The sequence below is a fragment of the Herbaspirillum sp. alder98 genome (genome assembly GCF_020179755.1).
Lineage (GTDB): Bacteria > Pseudomonadota > Gammaproteobacteria > Burkholderiales > Burkholderiaceae_D > Herbaspirillum.
In genome coordinates this window covers 91,553-111,476 of the sequence record NZ_JAIUCY010000002.1, presented here as the reverse complement: position 1 = coordinate 111,476, position 19,924 = coordinate 91,553, and the positions used below count along the sequence as shown (strand labels likewise).

Sequence of the window (19,924 nt, the reverse complement as noted above, 5' to 3'; positions counted from 1 at the left end):
CTGAAGGCAGTCACTACGGAATGCTCTTACTAGATGAAACCTGCTTCATGCAGATCCTCAGTTAGAGCGAATGTGAGCTTCTTGGTACCGACCTTAGCTCCATCTAAATAATTGGCGAAGCCGCATTGCCGACATTCAAAGGCGATGCGTTGATCTTCACTATTCTTGTATATACCCATCTCCCAAGCCTCACATATTGGACATTGCTTATCCACCATCAGAACAACTAAGGTTTCCAATGTATCGCGGAGAAATCTTGCGATGCTTTCAGCATCTTCAGCCGAGTACTTTTTTATGATTTTTTTAAAATTTATAAATTCGGCATCGCGCATCCTTGACACTTCAATTGGATAATCTTCTTCCTGTAACGACAGGAATCGATCAAACGAATAATCAGAAAATGGCCCATTTGAAAAGGTCTCAGGGTATCGCCTCAACCAAGTCAATATCGCATTAGCAATGTCTCTCGGTAACGCATTGTCATACATAGCAGCGATGGCTCTTTGAAACTCATCCCACTGATTCCGCATAAGTTTCTTCATCATCCCCCTCCTTTTACAGGAAACGTAGTAATAAGATTACCAGCCCTGTCTGTGAATATTCTTAGAACAGAGGTCGCGCTCCCTCCATCTTTAAGGGCAGTTGTGCCAATCACGCGTCCAACATCAACTGTTCTAACAAATTGCCCTCCTTCGATCGCTGTCACCGGAGAACTGACCACTTTATTACTTTGCAAGATGCCTTTTAATTCATCAGGTGTAATGCTAAAAACGGAGCGCGAGTTGGATACTGGCACATCAAAATGTCCGTCAAGAACATGATTGAATCCCGCAGATACTGGATTGCCGTTTTCACGCAAGGGCGTTGTATCAGTGCGATCATTTGCGATGTTTATACGAGATTGAACACGTCCAGGAACTACTCCTGCACTACTTCCAGTCCCGGCCTTCTGCCCGAATGATGCGCCGCCCTGGCCCATTTCCGACAAAGTGGCAGCCAGCATCACTGCCGCTTGAGCGGACAACCCAAATCTAGCCTCCAACTCCGCAGCACCACTTTCGATTGTCGCAGTTTTCCAATTAACTGCTGCGAAGAATTCAGGAGCAATACTCGTCAGCGCTGCGCGATTGGTATGCGCTGAAATGTATTTCAACGTATCCATGCATGCACCGTCACCGGCGGCGCAGAAGTTATAGGTATCCGTGGTTTGGGTGATGAAGAAACCGAGGAAACCGTTCTGCTGCGTCGGATAAACAATGTCGCGGATCAACTCCTTACATGCCGCTACCGTGGTGCACTTGGTAAGCAAAACGTCCTGTGCGTCAGAGAGTGTCTTCATGTCCGCCAGCACATCGCTCTTGCACTTATCGGTAGCACACTGAGCATAGCGAGACTTGAATTCGTTGAACTGTTGATGCTTCAGGAAGTTGTTCGCCGCCGCATTGCCTGCCACAGTCGCGCCGACAAGCGCGTCTTGCGCAGCGCCTCCAGTCAATCCCCCCAAAGTCGCGCCTACTGCAGACGCCAAGGCAACCACCGTATTGACCTGGCTTTTACTGAGCCGCTCGGGGTGGAAGCTACCATCAGGGTCATACGCGTTCGGGTACAACTCCTTTGTGATCGCTTCCGCTGCCAATTCTCCCACCGCACCTGCGACCCCACCACCCGCCACGTTGCCACCATTGGCCGCCGCCAACAGACCACCCAACAACGCGTGGCTCAGCACTTGTGCGGTCTTGTTTTCGTTGCCCGGTTGAGTGAAGTAATCCCCGATTGCCTGTGCCATATAGGGTGCACTGGTGTTGACGGCCAACTGCCCCGCACTTTGACCAGCAATGCCACCGACCAGCACGCCGGTGACGGCCTTCAAAATACGCGTGTAGTCTCCGATCGGCCCCCAGTTTGTAATGGTCGCCCGGGCCGAGCTGAGGTCTTGTAGCGCACTATCCAGACTCTGTGTTGCCGAGTTCAGTGCAGCTTGTGCGGCATTTTTCTGCTCCGGGGTACTGTCATTGTTGTCGAGGATCGCCTGCGCGTCGGCAATGATGCTACTTGCATTGCTAATGTTTTCTTGCGCTTGTGCTGCCGCCTTCTTTGCCAGCAACTCCCTGTCACTAGCATACTGCACAGCGGTCGAAATAATGGTATTAGCCGCAGCAGCCATGGCTTGCTGCTCTTTCATCACATTGCGCAAGTCCGGCAATGCTGCGATGGCACTATTGGCCGTGGCCAGGTCAGTATGAGCACCAAGATCCGCAGCGCTGTTCAATTTCTGGCCACCGATAGCGATGTTGCCATCAGTCAGCGTGGCATAAGCGGTCGAGCTGGCACTACCGCTGTCCTGCAGCGCTATCCCCGGAGTCAAATTGGGAGTCGGGGCGCCACTGCTCAAGCGATCTTTACTACCGGTCTGCTGTGTCCCGTTGCCGTTTTCACCCGGTTTGCTCTCTGCCTTGCCACCACCGCTGATGCCGCCAGACAAGCTCATCGTGCTGGCCGAATACTCCATCTTGTTTTCGAGGTTCTCGAAACTGATCGAATTGGTCGTCAACTCCGACTTGCTGGCATTGGTGCTGCCAATGACTGCACCTTTGAGCGCAACCGAGTCGGCAGTAACGTGGTACCCGCCTTCCCGGGCAAACAGGCCAGATTGTTGATTCACAAAGCTGCTGCTGCCGCTGGCGGTTGAACGAGAGGCGCTTCCCGAAGCCTCCCAGGCCGTACCGATGGAAATTTGTGCACGCCCGCCGATAGTGTTCTGCTCGCTATGCTGAGTGACCTTGTCCTGCACCGACTCGATCGTGAGTTTTCCACCGACAGCGGCATCGATGGTACCGGCGTTGACGTCAGCGCCCCTGAGGGTTGTATCACCCACTGATTTCAGGACAACGGCGTCGCCGCTCAAGTGTGTGTTGCTGTTGGTCAGCGCGTTATAGTCATAACGGCCGTTGCCGATGCTCGCGCTGAGGTAGGCATAAACCCCGGTTTGCGCGCCGACGGAATAGCCGACGCCGATTTCCGCACCAGCACTGTGGCTGTCACCGCTACCGGTGACGGTGCGCTGTCCGGCATCCAGCAGGATGTTGCGCGCCGAATCCAGCGTCAACGTCTTGCCGGCGGCAATGCTGGCACCGGTGGCATGGATGTCGCCCTGCGTGGAAGTCAGGTTGACGTTGTTGCCGCCCTGGATGGTGCTGCCCTGAGCCTGGGTGAAACGATTATTGTCCTGGCTGTTAGCACTGGCGAAACCGATACCAACCTCCCCCTTGATGATGTAGCCGCTGGTTTTGGTCGCCCCACTTAATGCCTGATAGCCATTGGCTACCGCTGCAAGTCCTTGCATCGCCTGCAGACGTCCGTCCGATTTCTTGGCGTTCTCGATGTTGTTGGCCAGGTCGATCAGCGGCGAACTGACGCGGGCAAAGGCGCCGATCTTGAGGCTGGAACTGCTTTGATCGCTGCTGCCGGTGTTGTCGGCGGTGATGATGTCGATCGATTTGGCACTGATGTCAACATTGTTCGCCGCCAGGACATTACTTGCCTTCTGGGTATAGGTATCACCCGCACTCAGGCTGATGTTGCCTTGCAGGCTCCCCAGGTTGCTTGCGACCTGGGTAATGGCACTGTTGTCGCCCTGGCTCTTTTCTGTGTGATAACCCGCAAATCGTTCGGTATCGGAAATAACTACCTTGCCGATTGCCTGGTTATCGCTGCGATTGGTATTGGCCAACATGTCCTGCCCGCTTTGCACCGTGAGATTACGGGCTGCGCTGATGCTGAGATCGCCATTGGCCACCAGATTGGTGGCCGTCAGCGCAATATCGCCCTCCGTGCTCGACAAAGATGCCGTGCGACCGGCCGAGAGCGTCGTGCCGGTAATAGTGGTGGATGTGCCGTCACCAGTGCCGTTGGTGTTGAACATCCCGACCGGCAAAGTGCCCCGGTTATCGAGGCTCCAGCCCTTGGCGACGCTAGTCTGGTCCTGGCTTTCGAAGTTGCGGGCCACATCAAGCAGGATGTTCTTCTTGGCCAGCAGCAGGGCATCACCTTCGGCGCTCATCGCTGCCCCCTGGCTGGTGATGCTGCCGTCCGTGGCAAGCAGTGTCAGGTTACTGCCAGCCGTGAGCGTACTGACCTGCGCGGTGCTGATGGAATGGTCCTGCGTGCTGTTGCTGCTGCGCGCACCTGCTTGCACCACCACGGGCGTGGTCGCGGCCGAGGCGCCATCGCCGGCGGCCTCCGCGTACTTGTTGTTCTTGCCGATGAAGCTGGCGGCGGGATTATTGTTGGCGCTCTGCTGGTAAGCGCTCTTGAAGGCGGCCAGCGGATTATAGGTAAAGCCGACCGAGAATCCACTGCTGCTGCTCTGCTGCTGGTTGTGTTGCTCGCTGGTGTTTTGCGCGGCGCTGAGGTCGATGTTCCTACCGATCAACATCAGGTCCTTGCCGGCGCCAAGGTCGGAGGCTGTGATGCTCAGATTCTGGCCCGCCTGAACCTGCAGGTTTCCATTCAGCGATGCCAGCGTTGACGCCTGCTGGGTAACGGTTGCCACACTGCTCTTTCCAGCGGCGCTGGAACTGCCGTAACCGACACTGGCGACTCCGGCGCCGAAACTAGCGGAGAAGCCGGATTTCTTGCTCTCACGGCTGCTATTGAACTGATCGATATTTTGCGTGGACGTAATATCGACATTTCCGGTCGCCTTCAGCAGCACATTGTTCACGCCGAGCACGGCGCTTCCAGCGACCGCGATGTTATTGCCTGCCTGAACAGAAACGCTGTCACCGGCTACAGAACTCCCGATAGAGGTGCTATAGGCTCTGCTTTCGTCATCGGTGGAACTGCGGCTCGAAAACAGGCTGCGGGACGAGCTATGGTTGTAGATGCGGGTAGCATCGGTTTCCTGCATGGTCAGGATATTCACATTGTCGCTGGCCGACATATCGAGCGCTTTTCCGGCTGCGATATTGCTACCGACAATATTGAGCGAGGCTTTCTCCAATGCCCCAGCGCTGATCGACAGGCCGTCCTTGGCGTCTATATTAGAGCCCACCACGTTAGTGCTTTGATGCTCATATTGCGTGAACGAGCGTGACTTGGTCTGAGTGGTTTCCACCACGGACTCGTCAAGTGCGGCACCGATGTTGACTGCTCGTCCAGCCAGCAATGTGCCACTGCCTTGGCCATTGGTCCCGATATTGACCTGTGCGGCGGTCATGGCAATATCCCGCTGTGCCATCACCGAGAGCTCTCCTCCTGCGGTTACAGTGGCGCCAGTATGGCCAACGCTTTGCGAATAGCCTGTGTACCCGCCAAAATATGCGTCATAGGTGCTGCCCGTCTTGACGGTGCCGAAATTGACATCCTGCCCAGCACTCAACGCCATCGATCCGGCGCTGGCATTGCCCAGGCTACCGCTGGACAGCGTAGCACCGATGTTATCGATATTGGCACCGGCAGTGATGGCCAGGCTCTTGCCAGCGCTGATGCCGGCCTGGTTAGACAGTGAAGTGAAGCTGCCTCTGGTCTGGCCGTTATCGTAGGTTTGAGTCATTGTCAGGGTCTCGTTGCGCACGCTAGCACCTGCGCTGATGACAATGTCGTCGCCCTTGATACCGCCCCCCAGGTTGACCAGGTCGTTGGATGCCACCAGTACCGTACGACCGGTCCCATCCGCGCGCCCGTCGATCATGCCGCCTTTGTTCGTGATGTTGGCCGCCTGTATCGTGACATTGGCGCCGCTGACCAGCGCACCCGTGTCTTGCAGTGCGCTATCGTCGATATGTGCCAGGTAGACACGGGGAACCAGTACCTCCTGCGTGCTCCCATCCGGCATAGTCACGGTCTGGCTGACCAGCCAGACAATATCGCTGGTCAGATGGCTCACCTGATCGGCAGTGAGCTCCACTCCGGGACGCAATCCCCATGCCTGCGCCGTACTGATGCCATTGCTGAGCAGCTTCTGGTATTGGCTATCGTCGCTGGCGGCGCCAGCGACCTTGCCCGTCAGCTGCGCGATCTGTTCGCGCACCAGCCGCTGCTCGTAATAGCCGTCGCCCAGCCGCTTCTGCACCGTGCTGGGATCGACGTTAAGCGCGGTCAGTAGGTAGTCGCTGCTCAGCCAGATACGATGATCGGTGAATTGCGACCGTGTTTCGAGCAAGTAGCTGCCGCTGGCGGAGGGCTGGAACAGCACTCCCGGGCGAATCGGAACCGGCACATTGCCGTTTTGAGGAAAGAGCGCTCCGGCGGGGAAGCCGCTCATCGTCGGGAGGCCCGCGCCGGATGGAACCGCTCCGCCCGTAGGCGCGGTATTCCCCGGGCGAGTGGAAACGCTGCCCAGAATACCGCCAATCGACTGGCCGCCGCCCGTAGAGGGCGTAATATCGCTCCGGATATTTGCCGCGCTACCGGCGGAAAGATCGGTGTTACTGAAATTATTGGCGATGATGGTCACCCCGCCATTACCCACGATCGCTCCCTGGGTCGTGCCGATCACTTCAGAGATATCCGGCATGCTATATGGCGTGACCGTTCCCCTAGTCGTCGTGAACGTGCCGTCAAAACTGTGTCGGCGATATAAGGTTTGCCCCAGATTGGTAATGTTGGCAGTCGCTCCGCCCAACCATAACGAACCGTTCACCACGATATTGCTGTATTCGTTGCTCAACGATTGGCCGATACGGATACTGGCATTGCCGCCAGCTCGGATTTCGGCGACTGATCCTGCGCCAGCAGCCAGTCGGTCTTCAGTCGCCGTATGGTGAGCATTACGGGAAATCTCTAGCGAATCGTGCTGAGGTGCCAACGCATGCTGCGTATCACGGAAGAAGATGCTGTAAGGGTCGGTATAGTCCTGCTCCGTCACAAACCGGATGCAGTTTGTCGTGCAATTTCCATACTGGTTCGAGTAACCGGGCATGGGCTCCCAGTTGATATCGTTGCGCCCGTCGCGGGGGTCGTCGCCACCGGCAACCTGGTCGGGATTGCTGACATTGGCGCTCTGTGACCTCGCATACACCACGCGCGTGCCGTCAGTGGCGCTTGCCCGGCTGACCTGGCCAAAAATCGCCCAGTTGGAAGACACCCCTTTATAAAAAACAGTATCGTTGGCGTGTGTCCTGATCACTGCCCGCGAGACGACAAGCCCGTCAGGTGTAATGATGTTAGTGAGTTCCAGCACGTCTGCCGGATTGACATACAGGATTTCGTAAGCGGTGAAATTGGAGGAGTCCGGCTTGTAGTACATCTGGTTGCTGCCGTTGCGCCACCAGGAAGGGATACGCATCGTGTAGGTTTCATCTAGCGTCCGGACACTCGCCACGGCGACGCCGCTGCGTGTATTGCGCACATTGACCGCAGCCACGTCCAGATTGGCCGCGGCTTCGATGATCGAATCTTCGTTGGTAATCTGCGCCGTTCCATTGACCAGACCAGCTGCATCTCTCTGAGCATCGGCCGCAATGGATAAATTACCGGCGCTGTAGATCACTGCATTGTTGCGATTGGACAGAAGACTGCTCACCCACAGCGAACCGCTATTTCCCGCTCCCAGCAACGCGTTGTTACCCGTGTTGGTCACTGTCTGCGCACGCACCACCAGATCCCCGCCGAGGATGATCCCCGTATTGTCGACCTGCGGTGCGGTGATATCCAGCAGGTTGCGCGCACTGATTTCGCCAGCATTAGCGAGCGTACCATTGCCAGTGATAGTGATGCTGTCGGCCTGGATCGCCGCCGTCACGAAATTGCTTATCCCGGCTGCCGAGAGCGACAGCGCGCCAGCCCGAAGCTGGCCAGCGTTGCTATAGTTTCCGGCCAGGTTGATCGCCAGGTTGCCATTGGCTGCCAGCGCAGCAGCGGATGCCTGCCTGAAGCTGCTGCGCGACGCCACGGCAGCATTCACCTGTGCGCCAATGCTGCCATCGTTTTCAATTTCTCTTGCGGACAAGCTGAGGTTGTTGGCGGTAATGATGCCCGACGCAGCATTACTGAGCTGTCCGTCCACCGTCAATGAGGCCGTGCCGGTGCCGGCTTGCAGTTTCCCCGCGTTGTTCAGTGCCGCGCCGACACTGCGTGCGTGCAGGGTCACATCGCTTTGCGCAGCTACAGTGCCGCTGTTCTGAATGTTACCGTCAGCGCCCAGGGTGACTGCGCCAGCAGTAGCGCTGACCGTTCCTGCATTGGCGATACCGACCTCACTGCCAGCAAAACTGCCGCGCCCCGCATTTTTTGCGTCCATCACCACCGACCTCGATGCCATGACGGTGCCGTTATTGCCAATTTGACCATCGGAGTTGAGCTGCACCTCGCCATTGACCGCCTGCACACTGCCGTCGTTGTCGATACCAAATTGATTGCCCCGCGGTATCGTCGATGACGCATCACGTGCAGTAACGCTCACGCTGTCTTGACCAATGAGCGCTCCTGTATTGAGCAGTCCACCGTCGATGCCCACCTGAATGCTGCCGGCGCTTGCAGCAATCACGCCGGAGTTTTTCAGGCCATAGCGTCCGCCAATGCCATTACTTCCTGAAGCGGCCGAGACACGAAGTTCCACGCCGTCTCGAGCGATCAGCTTGCCTGCATTATCGACGGCACCCGTGATGTTCAATACGGCTGTTCCCCCTGCCACACTGATGGTGCCACTGTTGTTCAGTCCGGCCTGGCCGGGTTCTGCCACGGCGTGACGGGCAACCATGTTCACCGACGTCTGGCCGATGACCGCACCTGCATTGTCGATACTGCCGTCGGCATCGATGCTGACTTGCCCCTGCGTTGCAGTGATATTGCCGCCATTGGTCAAGTCAGCGGCCAACGCGCTCGCGCCAGACAACTTCAAATTTACGTCGTCGCGCGCAACGATGGTCCCGGCGTTGTTGACCTTACCCTTGGCATTCACCGAGACCGTACCGCCGACAGCGCTCAACGCGCCAGTATTGGACACGGCCGATCCGCCACTGCCTGTGAGACCCTGGGCGGTGATCGTGACGTCACGCTGCGCGATCACCGAACCGCCATTGACTACCGAACCGCTTGCAACGACATTCACATCACCGCTCGCAGCAGAGATCGTGCCCGTATTGGCCGCATCGGCGCTGACGATGCTGACACTTTGTTGCGCAAGGATGGCACCGCTGTTCTCCACGGTGGCAGCGGCTGCGATCTCAACGCCGCCCGTGGCCGCGCTGAGCGTTCCGCCGTTACGAACTTCGTTTGCGTTGATGTCCATCGAGACTTGCGCTGTGACGGTACCAGTGTTGGAGATACGTCCGTCAGTACTCAAACTCACGTCGGAAGTGGCCGAGCCGATGTTGCCGCTATTGGCAATTTCATGCACCAGGCCCGCTGCAGCGCCAGCCGATTGGATTCGTATATTCTGCTGAGCGTTCAGCGTGCCACTGTTTTCGATACGGCCATCGGCCGACAGCATGACCTGGCCGACTGCGGCAGCAATCGTGCCTGCATTGCGCATGCCCACTCCGGACTCGGTTCCAACCAGAAAAATCTTGTTGGCGTACATCCCGCCCAACTCGGCCACGTCCACACCGAAAGCCGGCTTTGCATCCTGGGCAGCAATGGGAGTTACCTGGGTATGTTCCGCATTGACCTGATTGGCGCCAGCGGTCACATGCAGCTCTTTGGCCCAGATGCCTGCATTGACTTCGACGGCGCGGGCAATGATTTCGGTAAAGTCCGACTGTGCATCGTTGAAACCTGCGCCCTCGATCCGCACCAGCCCACCGCGAACCACATAACGATCGAGATTGCCGCCGTTCATGATGACTTCACCGGTGGTCAGCGTGGTGCGAGCGGAATTGATGAAGCCGCACCCATCGCAGGTCACGCCTGAAGGATTGGCGATGATGACCTGGGCGCGATCGCCGGCGACTTCCACGAATCCGCGCAGATAGCTGGGGTTGCTGGAGTTGACCTCGTTGAGAATCACCCGTGCTGTCCCGTTGGCCAGGTTCGGATTACGCTGGATCCAACCGCCCAGTTGACTCTGCACATCGGATCGTGAGTTATTCAGTACGGCGCCGTTACGCTGTACGTCAAACTGGCTGTAGGTATTGCGTGACACGCCCGCAGCGCTGGGCGTCTGGATGTTGACCTGGGGAATGCCATTGGCCGTGTTGACCACCACCGGCTGCTGGTTGCGGTGGGCATTCGGGTCGGCGATGATTTGTGCCTGCGCGCGTGGCATCATCGTCATCCCAGCGCCGACCAGCGTCAATACCGCCAGCCCTATCCAGCTGAGACGGGCCATAGAAAATGCCGCATGACGCTCGCAGGCCGGTCCAGACGCAGCCCCTGCGCCGCGGCTGCGGGAAGTTCCTGCAACAGCCATGAGCATGCCACGGGTTATATTGAAGACGACGCGATAGCAAAGCTGATTCATCTTTTTCTTTCTTCTTGACGGAGTGCGGCAATGCCGCTATCAGAACGACCACATCAGATTGAATCCGGCGGTCAGGCGGGCAGTCTGGAATCGGTCTGGTTTGGAAAGCGGTGACGCGGCGAAAACGTCGTACGACACGCGACCAAACCCACCGCGCATTCCCGCCACGGCGCCAGCCAGGCGGCGACCTGTCAATAAGGCCGTGGAAGGACCTCCCACTTGGCCGTAATCCGCTCTGCATAGAATTCCTGTCCACTTTGTCCAAGCACGGTAGAGAGTTCATTACGGACGAACCAGCCGTTCTCGGCCAGCAGGGTCACTTCGCCGTCGAAGCCCCGTACGGTGTATCGGCCTCCGATGGAAAACCTGTCCTGAGGTGTCAAGGGCGTGCCGTTCCATTGCGCGCGCGCGGCCATTGAGTAGCGCAGCGCCTGCTTCCCCCAAGGCGCTTGCCAAGCGAACGGAAGGTTCAACGAGAGATCAGCGGTGCTTATACGAAAGCGAGAAGTCCCTTCCCCGAAAGCCTCTTCCGGAGCAGGCAGCGAATCGAAAGCGCCAGTGCCGCGCTTGTGCGCGAGCGACAGATCGAGCGTAGCGTCGCCGATGAATTCACGGTGTGCGATACCGAATTCCCATCCGGCCGTACGGCGACGCTGGACCTCCACTTCGGTATCGTCTACATAGTTGCTGGAGGCTTTCACGAAGCCCTTGATCGATAACGTGGTCTTCCGGACCGCATCGCGATACACAAGTCGAGAAAGCTTGAGCTCGCTGCTTTCGCTCTTGCCGCTATACATGTAGGTCTGATTGAAGCCGGCAACAGCCTGATGGTAGCTACTGGCACTGTTGGTGAATGCGATGGCCCAATAGCCGAAAGGAAGCGAATAGTGTGCTACGTGGCTCTGGCTACCGCGCACCCCGGCGTCGCCACCTCCGAGATCGTGGTTATAGCTGATGTAGAACAAGTCATTCAACGTCAGCCAGTTATCCAACGATACCGTCGCACTCCCTTGGTACTTGCCGGTCGACTTCGTGCCGCTGTCATCCACGGCCAGAGTCAGACGTATGGGAAGAGTCTGGCGGTAACTGATGACGAGATCGCTGTCTCCCGCCCTGACGTCATCCCCCTCGCTGGGAGCGACCTTGATATCGGTCTCGGCTGTCGGCACGCGCTTGAAGTTTTCCAGCCCTTGTTCGATGTCGCGCAAATTGAGTACATCGCCCGCCGACGCCGGAATCGCATTCCATTGGCTAGCACGAGGATCTGCATCTGCAGCAAATCGGATATTGCGAATTCGTCCAGGCACCACAGTCAGCCGCAGCTCGCCGCTTGCAATATCCTGCGGCTCGGCGAATATCCGCGTGGTGATGTAGCCGACGGCAACGATTTCATTCTGCATTCGCGCCATGACCACGTTGATTCCCCGCGCTCCAAGGCAGCGACCTAGCGTAGGATCGTCGCCCGTCACGACGCTGTTCAATGCGAATTGAAAACGCTGCGACATCTCACCCGACAGCACGATTTTTTTTCACCGTAAAGCACGGTAACTCGCCACTTGGAATTCGCCCTGCCGCATCAGCTTGCATCAACGGATCGGGCAGGCGAACATCGGGCTTCGCCTCCTGCTGCTGTCGCAATTGCCGCTCGCGCTCCTGCTGGCGCTGGAATTCTTGTGCGGAAGGGTCGGTCTGCGCGTGCCCACTTGTGAGATGAGCAGCAAAGAGAACCATCAGCGTTGCGCTGACTGCCCTGCGTAGCGAAATGTAGCTTTGATGGCCCGAACAGCATCTTCTCTTTAGCATCTGCGCATCAGACTGGATTGCGGCAGAAACATTGCCGCCGAGAAAATCGGCTTACTACAAGCGGCGCGATTGTCCCCACAGTGAATATTGAAATATTTACAGCACAAAACGGCCCCCACGACCCCAATATTTTCGAATTTTTACCCGCCGGCATTATTACTTATATGCATTATTCTTTCAATGCGAGAAAGATCGATATATCGTCTAATGGCCGCGAAAAAATCACTAAATTGCTTTTATTGCATGCAAAAAATGAAATTAAACAGGAACTAACTGCCGTTTATGTGACTGATCAATAACTATGAGCGCTGCGTCTCGCCTCAAATATCTGATGTTTTGCTGTGTCAAAAACGAATGGTTTGTATTGGGTACAGAGGTGCACTTAGATAACCATGCGCCCCAGTCGAAGTCGTACCGCGAATGCGTCAGCTAGGTTTCACATCCGACAGGCTCAATCTCATTCATTTGGCGGCGAGGGCGCTTACCTGCCCTCGCCGACCATGGCCTCAGCCTTTGAGTTGACGCATACCGTCGGCCAGCAACCAAAGTGCACGGTTCAGTCGGATGTTTTGGTCAATCCCCTGCACCGCACGCGTCTGCAGGCGGCGTCCGTTGGCGCTGCGTGCGCGCAGGCCGCCTTGCGTCAGGTTTTCTTGTGTACGGTTGAATACGCTCCACAGGTCCAGCCGGCGGTCGTCGAACCGGCGCGGCATCAGGATTTGCGATTCGGTCACCGGCGCCGGCTTGAGTGGATCGTCATATTTCAACGCCAGCGCAACGCGCGCGAACACCGAGGCTTCGCCCTCGTCCAAGTTGGTGGCTTGCATGGCTTCCCGAGCCTGTTGCAGTTCATCAAAGCCGAGCAGGCGATTGCGGAACACGGGCAGGATGTCCCGATCGATGATGTGCTTGCGCATGGCTCGGGTACTGTCGGCCAATTTTGCATTTACAAACCACGCGTCCATCGCTGTATCAAAAGTTTTGATGGCGATTACACGGCGTTTCTCTCGTTGTTTTTCTAGAGCGGGCGATATGCCCTTGAGAAGGGATTTCCGCGCATCCAGTAGCAGCTCGCGCGCCATGGACAGCGAAATACCACCCTGGCCGTAGCGCCCGAGAGTGAGTGTTTCACGGCGGCCGTGAAGGCGGTAGTCGAAGCGGAAGGTGACGGTACCGACGGGCGACACCGTCACGTACATCCCGTCACGGTCGGTAGCCTTATAAACCCTGGACTTCGGCTTTAAATTGCGTAGTGCAGTATCGGTCAGCATCGAGGTATTTCTCCAGTTTCTTGACGGCTTTTACCGTCAGGGAGCAGGGGACCTACTGATGCCTGGAAAGCCGCATGGAGCAAGCTTTCCAGAGAAGACTTTTACCGTCAAAGACGGTAAAAGTCTCAATAGTGAATGAGAGTGTCTGAATCAGGCCTCGAATTTTACCGTCCGTTTTACCGCCAATCCGTTTCGCTGGCCGGCGATAGCTACCGATAGCTGGTGTGACGTATTTTCTTTTAAATCAATACGTTACGTCGCATTTTCGATAGCAGGCGATAGTCTTCGAAGGACCTGGATTCACTCCCACTCGATCGTCGCAGGCGGCTTGCCCGAGATGTCATAGACCACCCGGTTCAGGCCGCGCACTTCGTTGATGATGCGGTTCGATACCCGGCCCAGCAACTCATGCGGCAGATGCGCCCAGTGCGCGGTCATGAAGTCTTGCGTCTGCACCGCACGCAACGCCACCACGTATTCGTAGGTGCGGCCGTCGCCCATCACGCCGACCGATTTCACCGGCAGGAACACGGCAAACGCCTGGCTGGTCTTTTCGTACCAGTTCTGGCCATCGTCGTCCTTGGTGTTGCGCAGCTCTTCGATGAAGATGGCGTCGGCACGACGCAGCAGGTCGGCGTATTCCTTCTTGACTTCACCCAGGATGCGCACGCCCAGGCCAGGGCCCGGGAACGGATGGCGATACACCATCTCCGGTGGCAGGCCCAGGGCCACGCCCAATTCGCGCACTTCGTCCTTGAACAGTTCGCGCAGCGGCTCCAGCAACTTCAGGTTGAGGGTCTCGGGCAAGCCGCCGACGTTGTGGTGGCTCTTGATGGTGTGGGCGCCCTTCTTGCCCTTGCCGGCGCTTTCGATCACGTCCGGGTAAATTGTGCCCTGGGCCAGCCACTTGGCGCCCTTCAACTTGCCTGCCTCGACCTGGAATACTTCGACAAACTCGCGGCCGATGATCTTGCGCTTGGCTTCCGGATCGGTGACGCCGGCCAGGTGGCCCATGAACTGCGCCGTGGCGTCCACATGGATCACCTTCACGCCGAGGTTCTTGCCGAACATCTCCATGACCATCTTGCCTTCGTCCAGGCGCAACAGGCCGTGGTCGACGAAGACGCACGTCAGCTGGTCGCCAATGGCGCGATGGATCAAGGCCGCCGCCACGCTGCTGTCGACACCGCCCGACAGACCGAGGATGACTTCGTCGCTACCCACCTGCTGGCGGATCGATTCGACCGCTTCGGTGATGTAGTCAGGCATGTTCCAGTCCGACTTGCAGCCGCAGATTTCATGCACGAAGCGCGACAGCAAGGCCTTGCCCTGCACCGTGTGCGTCACCTCGGGGTGGAACTGCACACCGTAGAAACGACGGTCTTCGTCGGCCATGCCGGCGATCGGACAGTTGCCGGTCGAGGCCATCAGCTTGAAGCCGGCCGGCATTTCGTCAACCTTGTCGCCATGGCTCATCCAGACCTTCAACATGCCGTGACCCTGGGCATTGGTGAAGTCGCTGATGTTTTCCAGCAGCGGGGTGTGGCCGTGGGCGCGCACTTCGGCGTAGCCGAACTCGCGCAGGTGGCCGATCTCGACCTTGCCGCCCAGTTGCAGCGCCATCGCCTGCATGCCGTAGCAGATGCCCAGCACCGGCACGCCCAGTTCGAACACCGCTTGCGGTACGCGCGGGGTGTCGCCTTCGGTGACGCTGTTGGGCCCGCCCGAGAGGATGATGCCGGCGGCGCCGTAGTTGCGCACGAAGTCGTCGTTCACGTCGTACGGGAAAACCTCGGAAAACACGCCGGCGTCGCGCACGCGACGGGCGATGAGCTGGGTGACCTGGGAACCGAAGTCGAGGATCAGAATTTTCGAGTGCGTATGCGTGGACATGGCGATCTGGGTGGCTGCGTTGATGAAGAAGGGGTTGCTAAGCTGCAAAAAAATCAACAGCCCGACCACCGCGTGCAACACCTGCGGCGGGTCGGGCTGTCGCCGGGCACGATGTTACTCGGCGCGGTAGTTCGGTGCTTCCTTGGTGATCTGCACGTCATGCACGTGCGACTCGCGCATGCCGGCCGAGGTGATCTCGACAAACTCGGCACGATCGCGGAAGTCGTCGATGGAACCGCAACCGCAGTAGCCCATCGAGGAGCGCACGCCACCCACCAGTTGATACAGGATCGCCACCACGCTGCCCTTGTAGGCAACACGGCCTTCGATGCCTTCCGGCACGAACTTGTCGGTGGTGTTCTCGCCGTCCTGGAAATAACGGTCGGCGGAGCCGTCCGCCATCGCACCCAGCGAACCCATGCCGCGGTACGACTTGTAGCTGCGACCCTGGTACAGGATGACTTCGCCCGGCGCTTCTTCGGTGCCGGCGAACATGCTGCCCATCATGACGCTCGATGCGCCCGCGGCCAGCGCCTTGGCGACATCGCCCGAGAAACGGATGCCGCCATCGGCGATCACCGGCACGCCGCTGCCCTTCAAGGCCTCAGCCACGTTGGCGATGGCCGAAATCTGCGGCACGCCGACACCGGCGACGATACGGGTGGTACAGATCGAGCCAGGGCCGATACCGACCTTGACCGCATCGGCGCCATGCTCGACCAGCGCCTTGGCAGCGGCTGCAGTAGCGATGTTGCCGCCGATCACTTCGACGTGCGGGTAACGGGTCTTGACCCACTTGACGCGATTGAGCACGCCCGACGAATGGCCGTGGGCGGTATCGACCACGATGACGTCGACGCCGGCGGCGACCAGCAGCTCGATGCGTTCATCATTGTCCGGACCGACGCCGACGGCGGCGCCTACGCGCAGCTTGCCGTGTTCGTCCTTGCAGGCGAACGGGTGTTCGGTCGACTTCTGGATATCCTTGACCGTGATCAGGCCGCGCAGCTCGAAGGCATCGTCGACCACCATCACCCGCTCCAGGCGGTGCTTGTTCATCAGGCGCTTGGCTTCTTCAGGGTCGGCGCCTTCTTTCACATACACCAGCTTGTCGCGCGGGGTCATCTTGGCGCGCACTTCGGCGTCGAGCTCTTCTTCAAAGCGCAGGTCGCGGTTGGTGATGATGCCGACCAGGCTCTTGCCCTCGACCACCGGGAAGCCGCTGATGCCGTGCTGCTTGGACAGCGCGATGACATCACGGATCTTCATGGTGGGAGGAATCGTGATCGGGTCACGCACCACACCGGATTCGAAACGCTTGACCTTGGCCACTTCGCGCGCCTGTTCCCGCGGTGTCAGGTTCTTGTGGATGATGCCGATACCACCCTCTTGCGCCATGGCAATGGCGAGGCGACCTTCGGTCACGGTATCCATCGCCGCCGAGACGAGCGGAATGTTCAACGTGATCTTGCGCGTCAGGCGCGTAGTCAGGGTGGTGTCTTTGGGAAGGATGTCCGAAAAGGCCGGGACGAGCAGCACGTCATCGAATGTGAGTGCTTTTTGGAGAAGACGCATAGTGTTTCCTATAGGCGCAAAAGCGAATTATACAGAAAACTTGTGCGTGCGTCTCGCACACCGTCGAGTTTCATTTGCGGATTGTCGCAAACACGTCAGGACGGCTGACTGCGTTCCTTGTGCACCACGCGCCGCCGGCGCGATTCCATCGGATCGGCGATCAACGGCCGGTAGATCTCGATGCGGTCATGCGCGCGCAACACCGTGTCGAGCGACTTGAGCTTGCCGTAGATGCCGACCTTGCACACCGTCAGGTCGATGCCCGGATATTGACGCAGCAGGCCGCTATCGACGATCGCCTGACCGATGGTGCAGCCCGCCGCCACCTGCAACGGCTGCAGCAATTGCAGGTCGGGCGCGGCATAGCAGAGTTGCACTTGCAAAAGTGCCAAGTCAGCCATATATCTGCTCGGCACGCTTGCAGAACGAATCGACGAAACTGTTGGCGATCATGCTGAAGACCGGGCCGATGACGCCTTCGAGCAGACGATTGGAGAATTCATATTCCATGTCGAACTCGATCTTGCAGGCGTCGGCGCGCAGTTCTTTGAAATGCCAGCGCCCTTCGAAATGCTTGAAAGGCCCTTCTACCAGGCGCATGGTCATGCGGCTTGGCCGTTCGTTGGTATTCTGGGTGCTGAACGACTGCTTGAGGCCGTGATAGTTGATCTTGAGTTTGGCGGTCAACGTGTTTTCGCTGCGCTCGCTGACTTCAATCCCACCACACCAGGGCAGGAATTCGGGATAATCCTCGACCCGGTCTACCAGGTTGAACATCTGTTCTGCGCTGTAGCCGATGAGGACGGTTTTATGTACGACTGCCATCGAGGGTGGTCCGTTTGATAAAATCGCAAAGCAGCAATTTTAAACCGACGAGACGAGTTTTACTTAGATGAGCATAGTTGACAACAAAAAAGCCTTTTTCGATTACTTCATCGAGGAGCGATTCGAAGCAGGCATCGTCTTGCAAGGTTGGGAGGTCAAGTCGATCCGCGCCGGGCGCGTCCAACTCAAGGAAGCCTACGTGATCGTGCGCAGTGGCGAGGTGTTTCTGTTCGGGGCGCACATCAGCGCCCTCACCAGCACCTCGACCCATGTCCATCCCGAGACCACCCGCACTCGCAAGCTGCTGCTCAATGCCGGCGAGATCAGCAAGCTGATCGGCAAGGTGGAACGCTCCGGCTATACGCTGGTGCCGCTCAACCTGCACTATTCGAAGGGACGCGTGAAGTGCGACATCGGCCTGGCCAAGGGCAAGAAGCAGCACGACAAGCGCGAAACGGAAAAGGCGCGCGACGGCCAGCGCGAGATCCAGTCGGCGATGAAGCAGCACCGCCGCTGATTAAACAAGCTAAATAAAATAGCGCAAAGCAGGACCAGGACGGCTGCCGGCACCGGCAGCCGTTTTTATTGTGTCGCCAGCATCGCCGCGCAAGCCTGGCGCACCCTGCGCACCGGTTCGTCCCACCGCCCGCGCACCTGCTGACGCACCAATTGCATGCCGGGATACCACGCACTGGCTTGCGGATCCTGCCCCCAGCGCCATTCGCCCTCGAAACGCAACAATACCCACACCGGGCGCGCCATGGCGCCAGCCAGATGCGCCACCGCGCTGTCGACACTGATGACGGCATCGAGCTCGGCGACCAGCGCGGCAGTGTCGGCCCAGTCCGCCAATGGCACCCGCTGCAATCGCCCCGCTTGCTGGCCGCTGTCGATGGCGGCCAGCGCCTCGGCATCCGTGGCGGGAATAACTGGCTGCAGGGCGACGAAATCGACCGGCAACTCGAACAACGGCAACAACTCGGCCAGTGGGATATCACGCGTGTGGTGAATGGTGGCGTATTGACGGCCCGCCCAGGCGATGCCGATGCGCGGTCGGCGCGCGGGCGGCACGCGCCAATGGCTGCTGCGCGCGGGATCGGCATGCAGATACGGCGGCATGGGCGCGGCCTGCGGGTCGGGCAAGCCTAACAATAATGGCAGCGAGAGCAGCGACGCGATCACATCATGCGGCGGCAGATGCTTGTCGTCGCTCACGAAGTCGCAGGATGGAAAGGCCATGGCCAGCAATGACGCCATTGCAGGAACGCAACACACGGTGGTGCGCGCCGCGCGCGTGGCCACCAGCCCGATGTAACGCGCAAACTGCAAGGCATCGCCTTGACCTTGCTCGGCCCACAGCAGCACGTGAAGGCGGCTCACATCCTGGCCGGGCAGCCACTGCGGCTGTTCGCTGCGGGGCCGGGTGCGCGCCAGCTCGACGATGTCATGGCGGGCTTCATGCTCATGCCAGCCCGCAGCAAAGTCGCCCCGCAACAGTTGCATGTGCGCCCGCCCCACCCGCGCCTGGGTCAATGACGGCCGCCACGCAAGCGCCGTGTTGAATTGCGCCAGGGCGTCGTCGTAACGGGCCATCTGACGCAGGATGGTGGCGCGGTTATAGGCAATCAATGCCTGCTGCTCAGCATCGATATCACCGTCGACTAAACCTTGATATGACGCCAGCGCATCTTCATGCCGGTTCAGGCGCAGCAGGATATCGGCGCGCAGGGCGCAGCCCGAAAAATCGGTGGGGTTCGACGCCAGCAATTGTTCGATGCTGGCCAGCGCCGGCAGTGGCTGATCCAGCGCCAGCCTGGCGCAGGCTAACTGCCTGTAAGTTTGCGCCGTCGCCACGCCATTGGCCAGCGCCGCCTCGCACTGCTGCGTCAACGCAAGCAATGCCGTGTGGTGCGCCTGCCGGGCGTCGTCAAAGCAAGGCGCAATGTCCAGGCATGCCTGGTAAGCCTGCACCGCAGCGACCGCGTCGCCCGCCTGCAATAACAGGGCCGCGCGTTGCATGTGCACCGGCAGGAAACCGGCGTCAAGCGCCAGTGCCTGGTCGAGTTCCGCGATGGCCTGCGCGGTCTGGCCGGCACCGTTCAAGGCGATCGCGTTGCACATCAGCGTCATCAATTGGCCAAGCATGGCGGGGTCG

9 protein-coding genes and 1 pseudogene are annotated in these 19,924 nt (G+C 58.6%); 1 reads left to right on the top strand and 9 read right to left on the bottom strand.

The features are described 5' to 3' along the window. Nucleotides 1-29: 29 nt before the first annotated feature. From LBW87_RS05390 to LBW87_RS05350, 8 genes and pseudogenes are all read right to left on the bottom strand, one after another. Nucleotides 30-545, bottom strand: a complete 516-nt coding sequence (locus tag LBW87_RS05390; protein ID WP_225200421.1) for a hypothetical protein — start codon at nt 543-545, stop codon at nt 30-32. Continuing rightward, nucleotides 542-10,402 carry a hemagglutinin repeat-containing protein gene (locus LBW87_RS05385; RefSeq protein ID WP_225200420.1) on the bottom strand — a complete coding sequence of 3,287 codons (9,861 nt, stop codon included), beginning with the start codon at nt 10,400-10,402 and terminating at the stop codon, nt 542-544. The genes LBW87_RS05390 and LBW87_RS05385 overlap by 4 nt, the downstream gene beginning before the upstream one ends. 39 nt (nt 10,403-10,441) lie before the next feature. Continuing rightward, nucleotides 10,442-12,133 (bottom strand): annotated as a pseudogene (locus LBW87_RS05380) (ShlB/FhaC/HecB family hemolysin secretion/activation protein). A gap of 578 nt (nt 12,134-12,711) precedes the next feature. Further along, nucleotides 12,712-13,476, bottom strand: a complete 765-nt coding sequence (locus LBW87_RS23975) for an integrase arm-type DNA-binding domain-containing protein (RefSeq protein ID WP_320442711.1) — start codon at nt 13,474-13,476, stop codon at nt 12,712-12,714. A gap of 300 nt (nt 13,477-13,776) precedes the next feature. Beyond that, nucleotides 13,777-15,369 (bottom strand): glutamine-hydrolyzing GMP synthase, encoded by a 1,593-nt coding sequence (gene guaA, locus LBW87_RS05365; protein WP_225200419.1) that lies wholly within the window; start codon nt 15,367-15,369, stop codon nt 13,777-13,779. 114 nt (nt 15,370-15,483) lie between these two features. Next, nucleotides 15,484-16,944 carry an IMP dehydrogenase gene (gene guaB / locus LBW87_RS05360; protein ID WP_225200418.1) on the bottom strand — a complete coding sequence of 487 codons (1,461 nt, stop codon included), beginning with the start codon at nt 16,942-16,944 and terminating at the stop codon, nt 15,484-15,486. A 95-nt stretch (nt 16,945-17,039) separates the two neighbouring features. Beyond that, nucleotides 17,040-17,345 carry an RnfH family protein gene (locus tag LBW87_RS05355; protein WP_225200417.1) on the bottom strand — a complete coding sequence of 102 codons (306 nt, stop codon included), beginning with the start codon at nt 17,343-17,345 and terminating at the stop codon, nt 17,040-17,042. Then, nucleotides 17,338-17,769 carry a type II toxin-antitoxin system RatA family toxin gene (locus tag LBW87_RS05350; protein WP_225200416.1) on the bottom strand — a complete coding sequence of 144 codons (432 nt, stop codon included), beginning with the start codon at nt 17,767-17,769 and terminating at the stop codon, nt 17,338-17,340. The genes LBW87_RS05355 and LBW87_RS05350 overlap by 8 nt, the downstream gene beginning before the upstream one ends. Before the next feature lie 67 nt (nt 17,770-17,836). On the opposite strand from LBW87_RS05350, the gene smpB reads away from it, so the two are divergent. After that, the gene (gene smpB / locus LBW87_RS05345; RefSeq protein WP_225200415.1) at nt 17,837-18,286 is read left to right on the top strand and encodes an SsrA-binding protein SmpB; all 450 of its coding nucleotides are present in this window, start codon (nt 17,837-17,839) and stop codon (nt 18,284-18,286) included. Nucleotides 18,287-18,351: 65 nt separating this feature from the next. On the opposite strand, the gene LBW87_RS05340 is transcribed toward smpB, so the two are convergent. Continuing rightward, on the bottom strand, nt 18,352-19,914 hold the full coding sequence (locus LBW87_RS05340) for a tetratricopeptide repeat protein (RefSeq protein WP_225200414.1): 1,563 nt from the start codon (nt 19,912-19,914) through the stop codon (nt 18,352-18,354). Nucleotides 19,915-19,924 lie beyond the last annotated feature (10 nt).

Excerpts from the sequence above, each read along its gene's own strand:
- LBW87_RS05355 (WP_225200417.1), bottom strand. The coding sequence starts at position 17,345 with ATGGCTGACTTGGCACTTTTGCAAGTGCAACTCTGCTATGCCGCGCCC.
- LBW87_RS05340 (WP_225200414.1), bottom strand. The coding sequence starts at position 19,914 with ATGCTTGGCCAATTGATGACGCTGATGTGCAACGCGATCGCCTTGAAC.
- LBW87_RS05385 (WP_225200420.1), bottom strand. The coding sequence starts at position 10,402 with ATGAATCAGCTTTGCTATCGCGTCGTCTTCAATATAACCCGTGGCATG.
- LBW87_RS23975 (WP_320442711.1), bottom strand. The coding sequence starts at position 13,476 with ATGCTGACCGATACTGCACTACGCAATTTAAAGCCGAAGTCCAGGGTT.
- guaB (WP_225200418.1), bottom strand. The coding sequence starts at position 16,944 with ATGCGTCTTCTCCAAAAAGCACTCACATTCGATGACGTGCTGCTCGTC.
- LBW87_RS05390 (WP_225200421.1), bottom strand. The coding sequence starts at position 545 with ATGATGAAGAAACTTATGCGGAATCAGTGGGATGAGTTTCAAAGAGCC.
- LBW87_RS05350 (WP_225200416.1), bottom strand. The coding sequence starts at position 17,769 with ATGGCAGTCGTACATAAAACCGTCCTCATCGGCTACAGCGCAGAACAG.
- smpB (WP_225200415.1), top strand. The coding sequence starts at position 17,837 with ATGAGCATAGTTGACAACAAAAAAGCCTTTTTCGATTACTTCATCGAG.
- guaA (WP_225200419.1), bottom strand. The coding sequence starts at position 15,369 with ATGTCCACGCATACGCACTCGAAAATTCTGATCCTCGACTTCGGTTCC.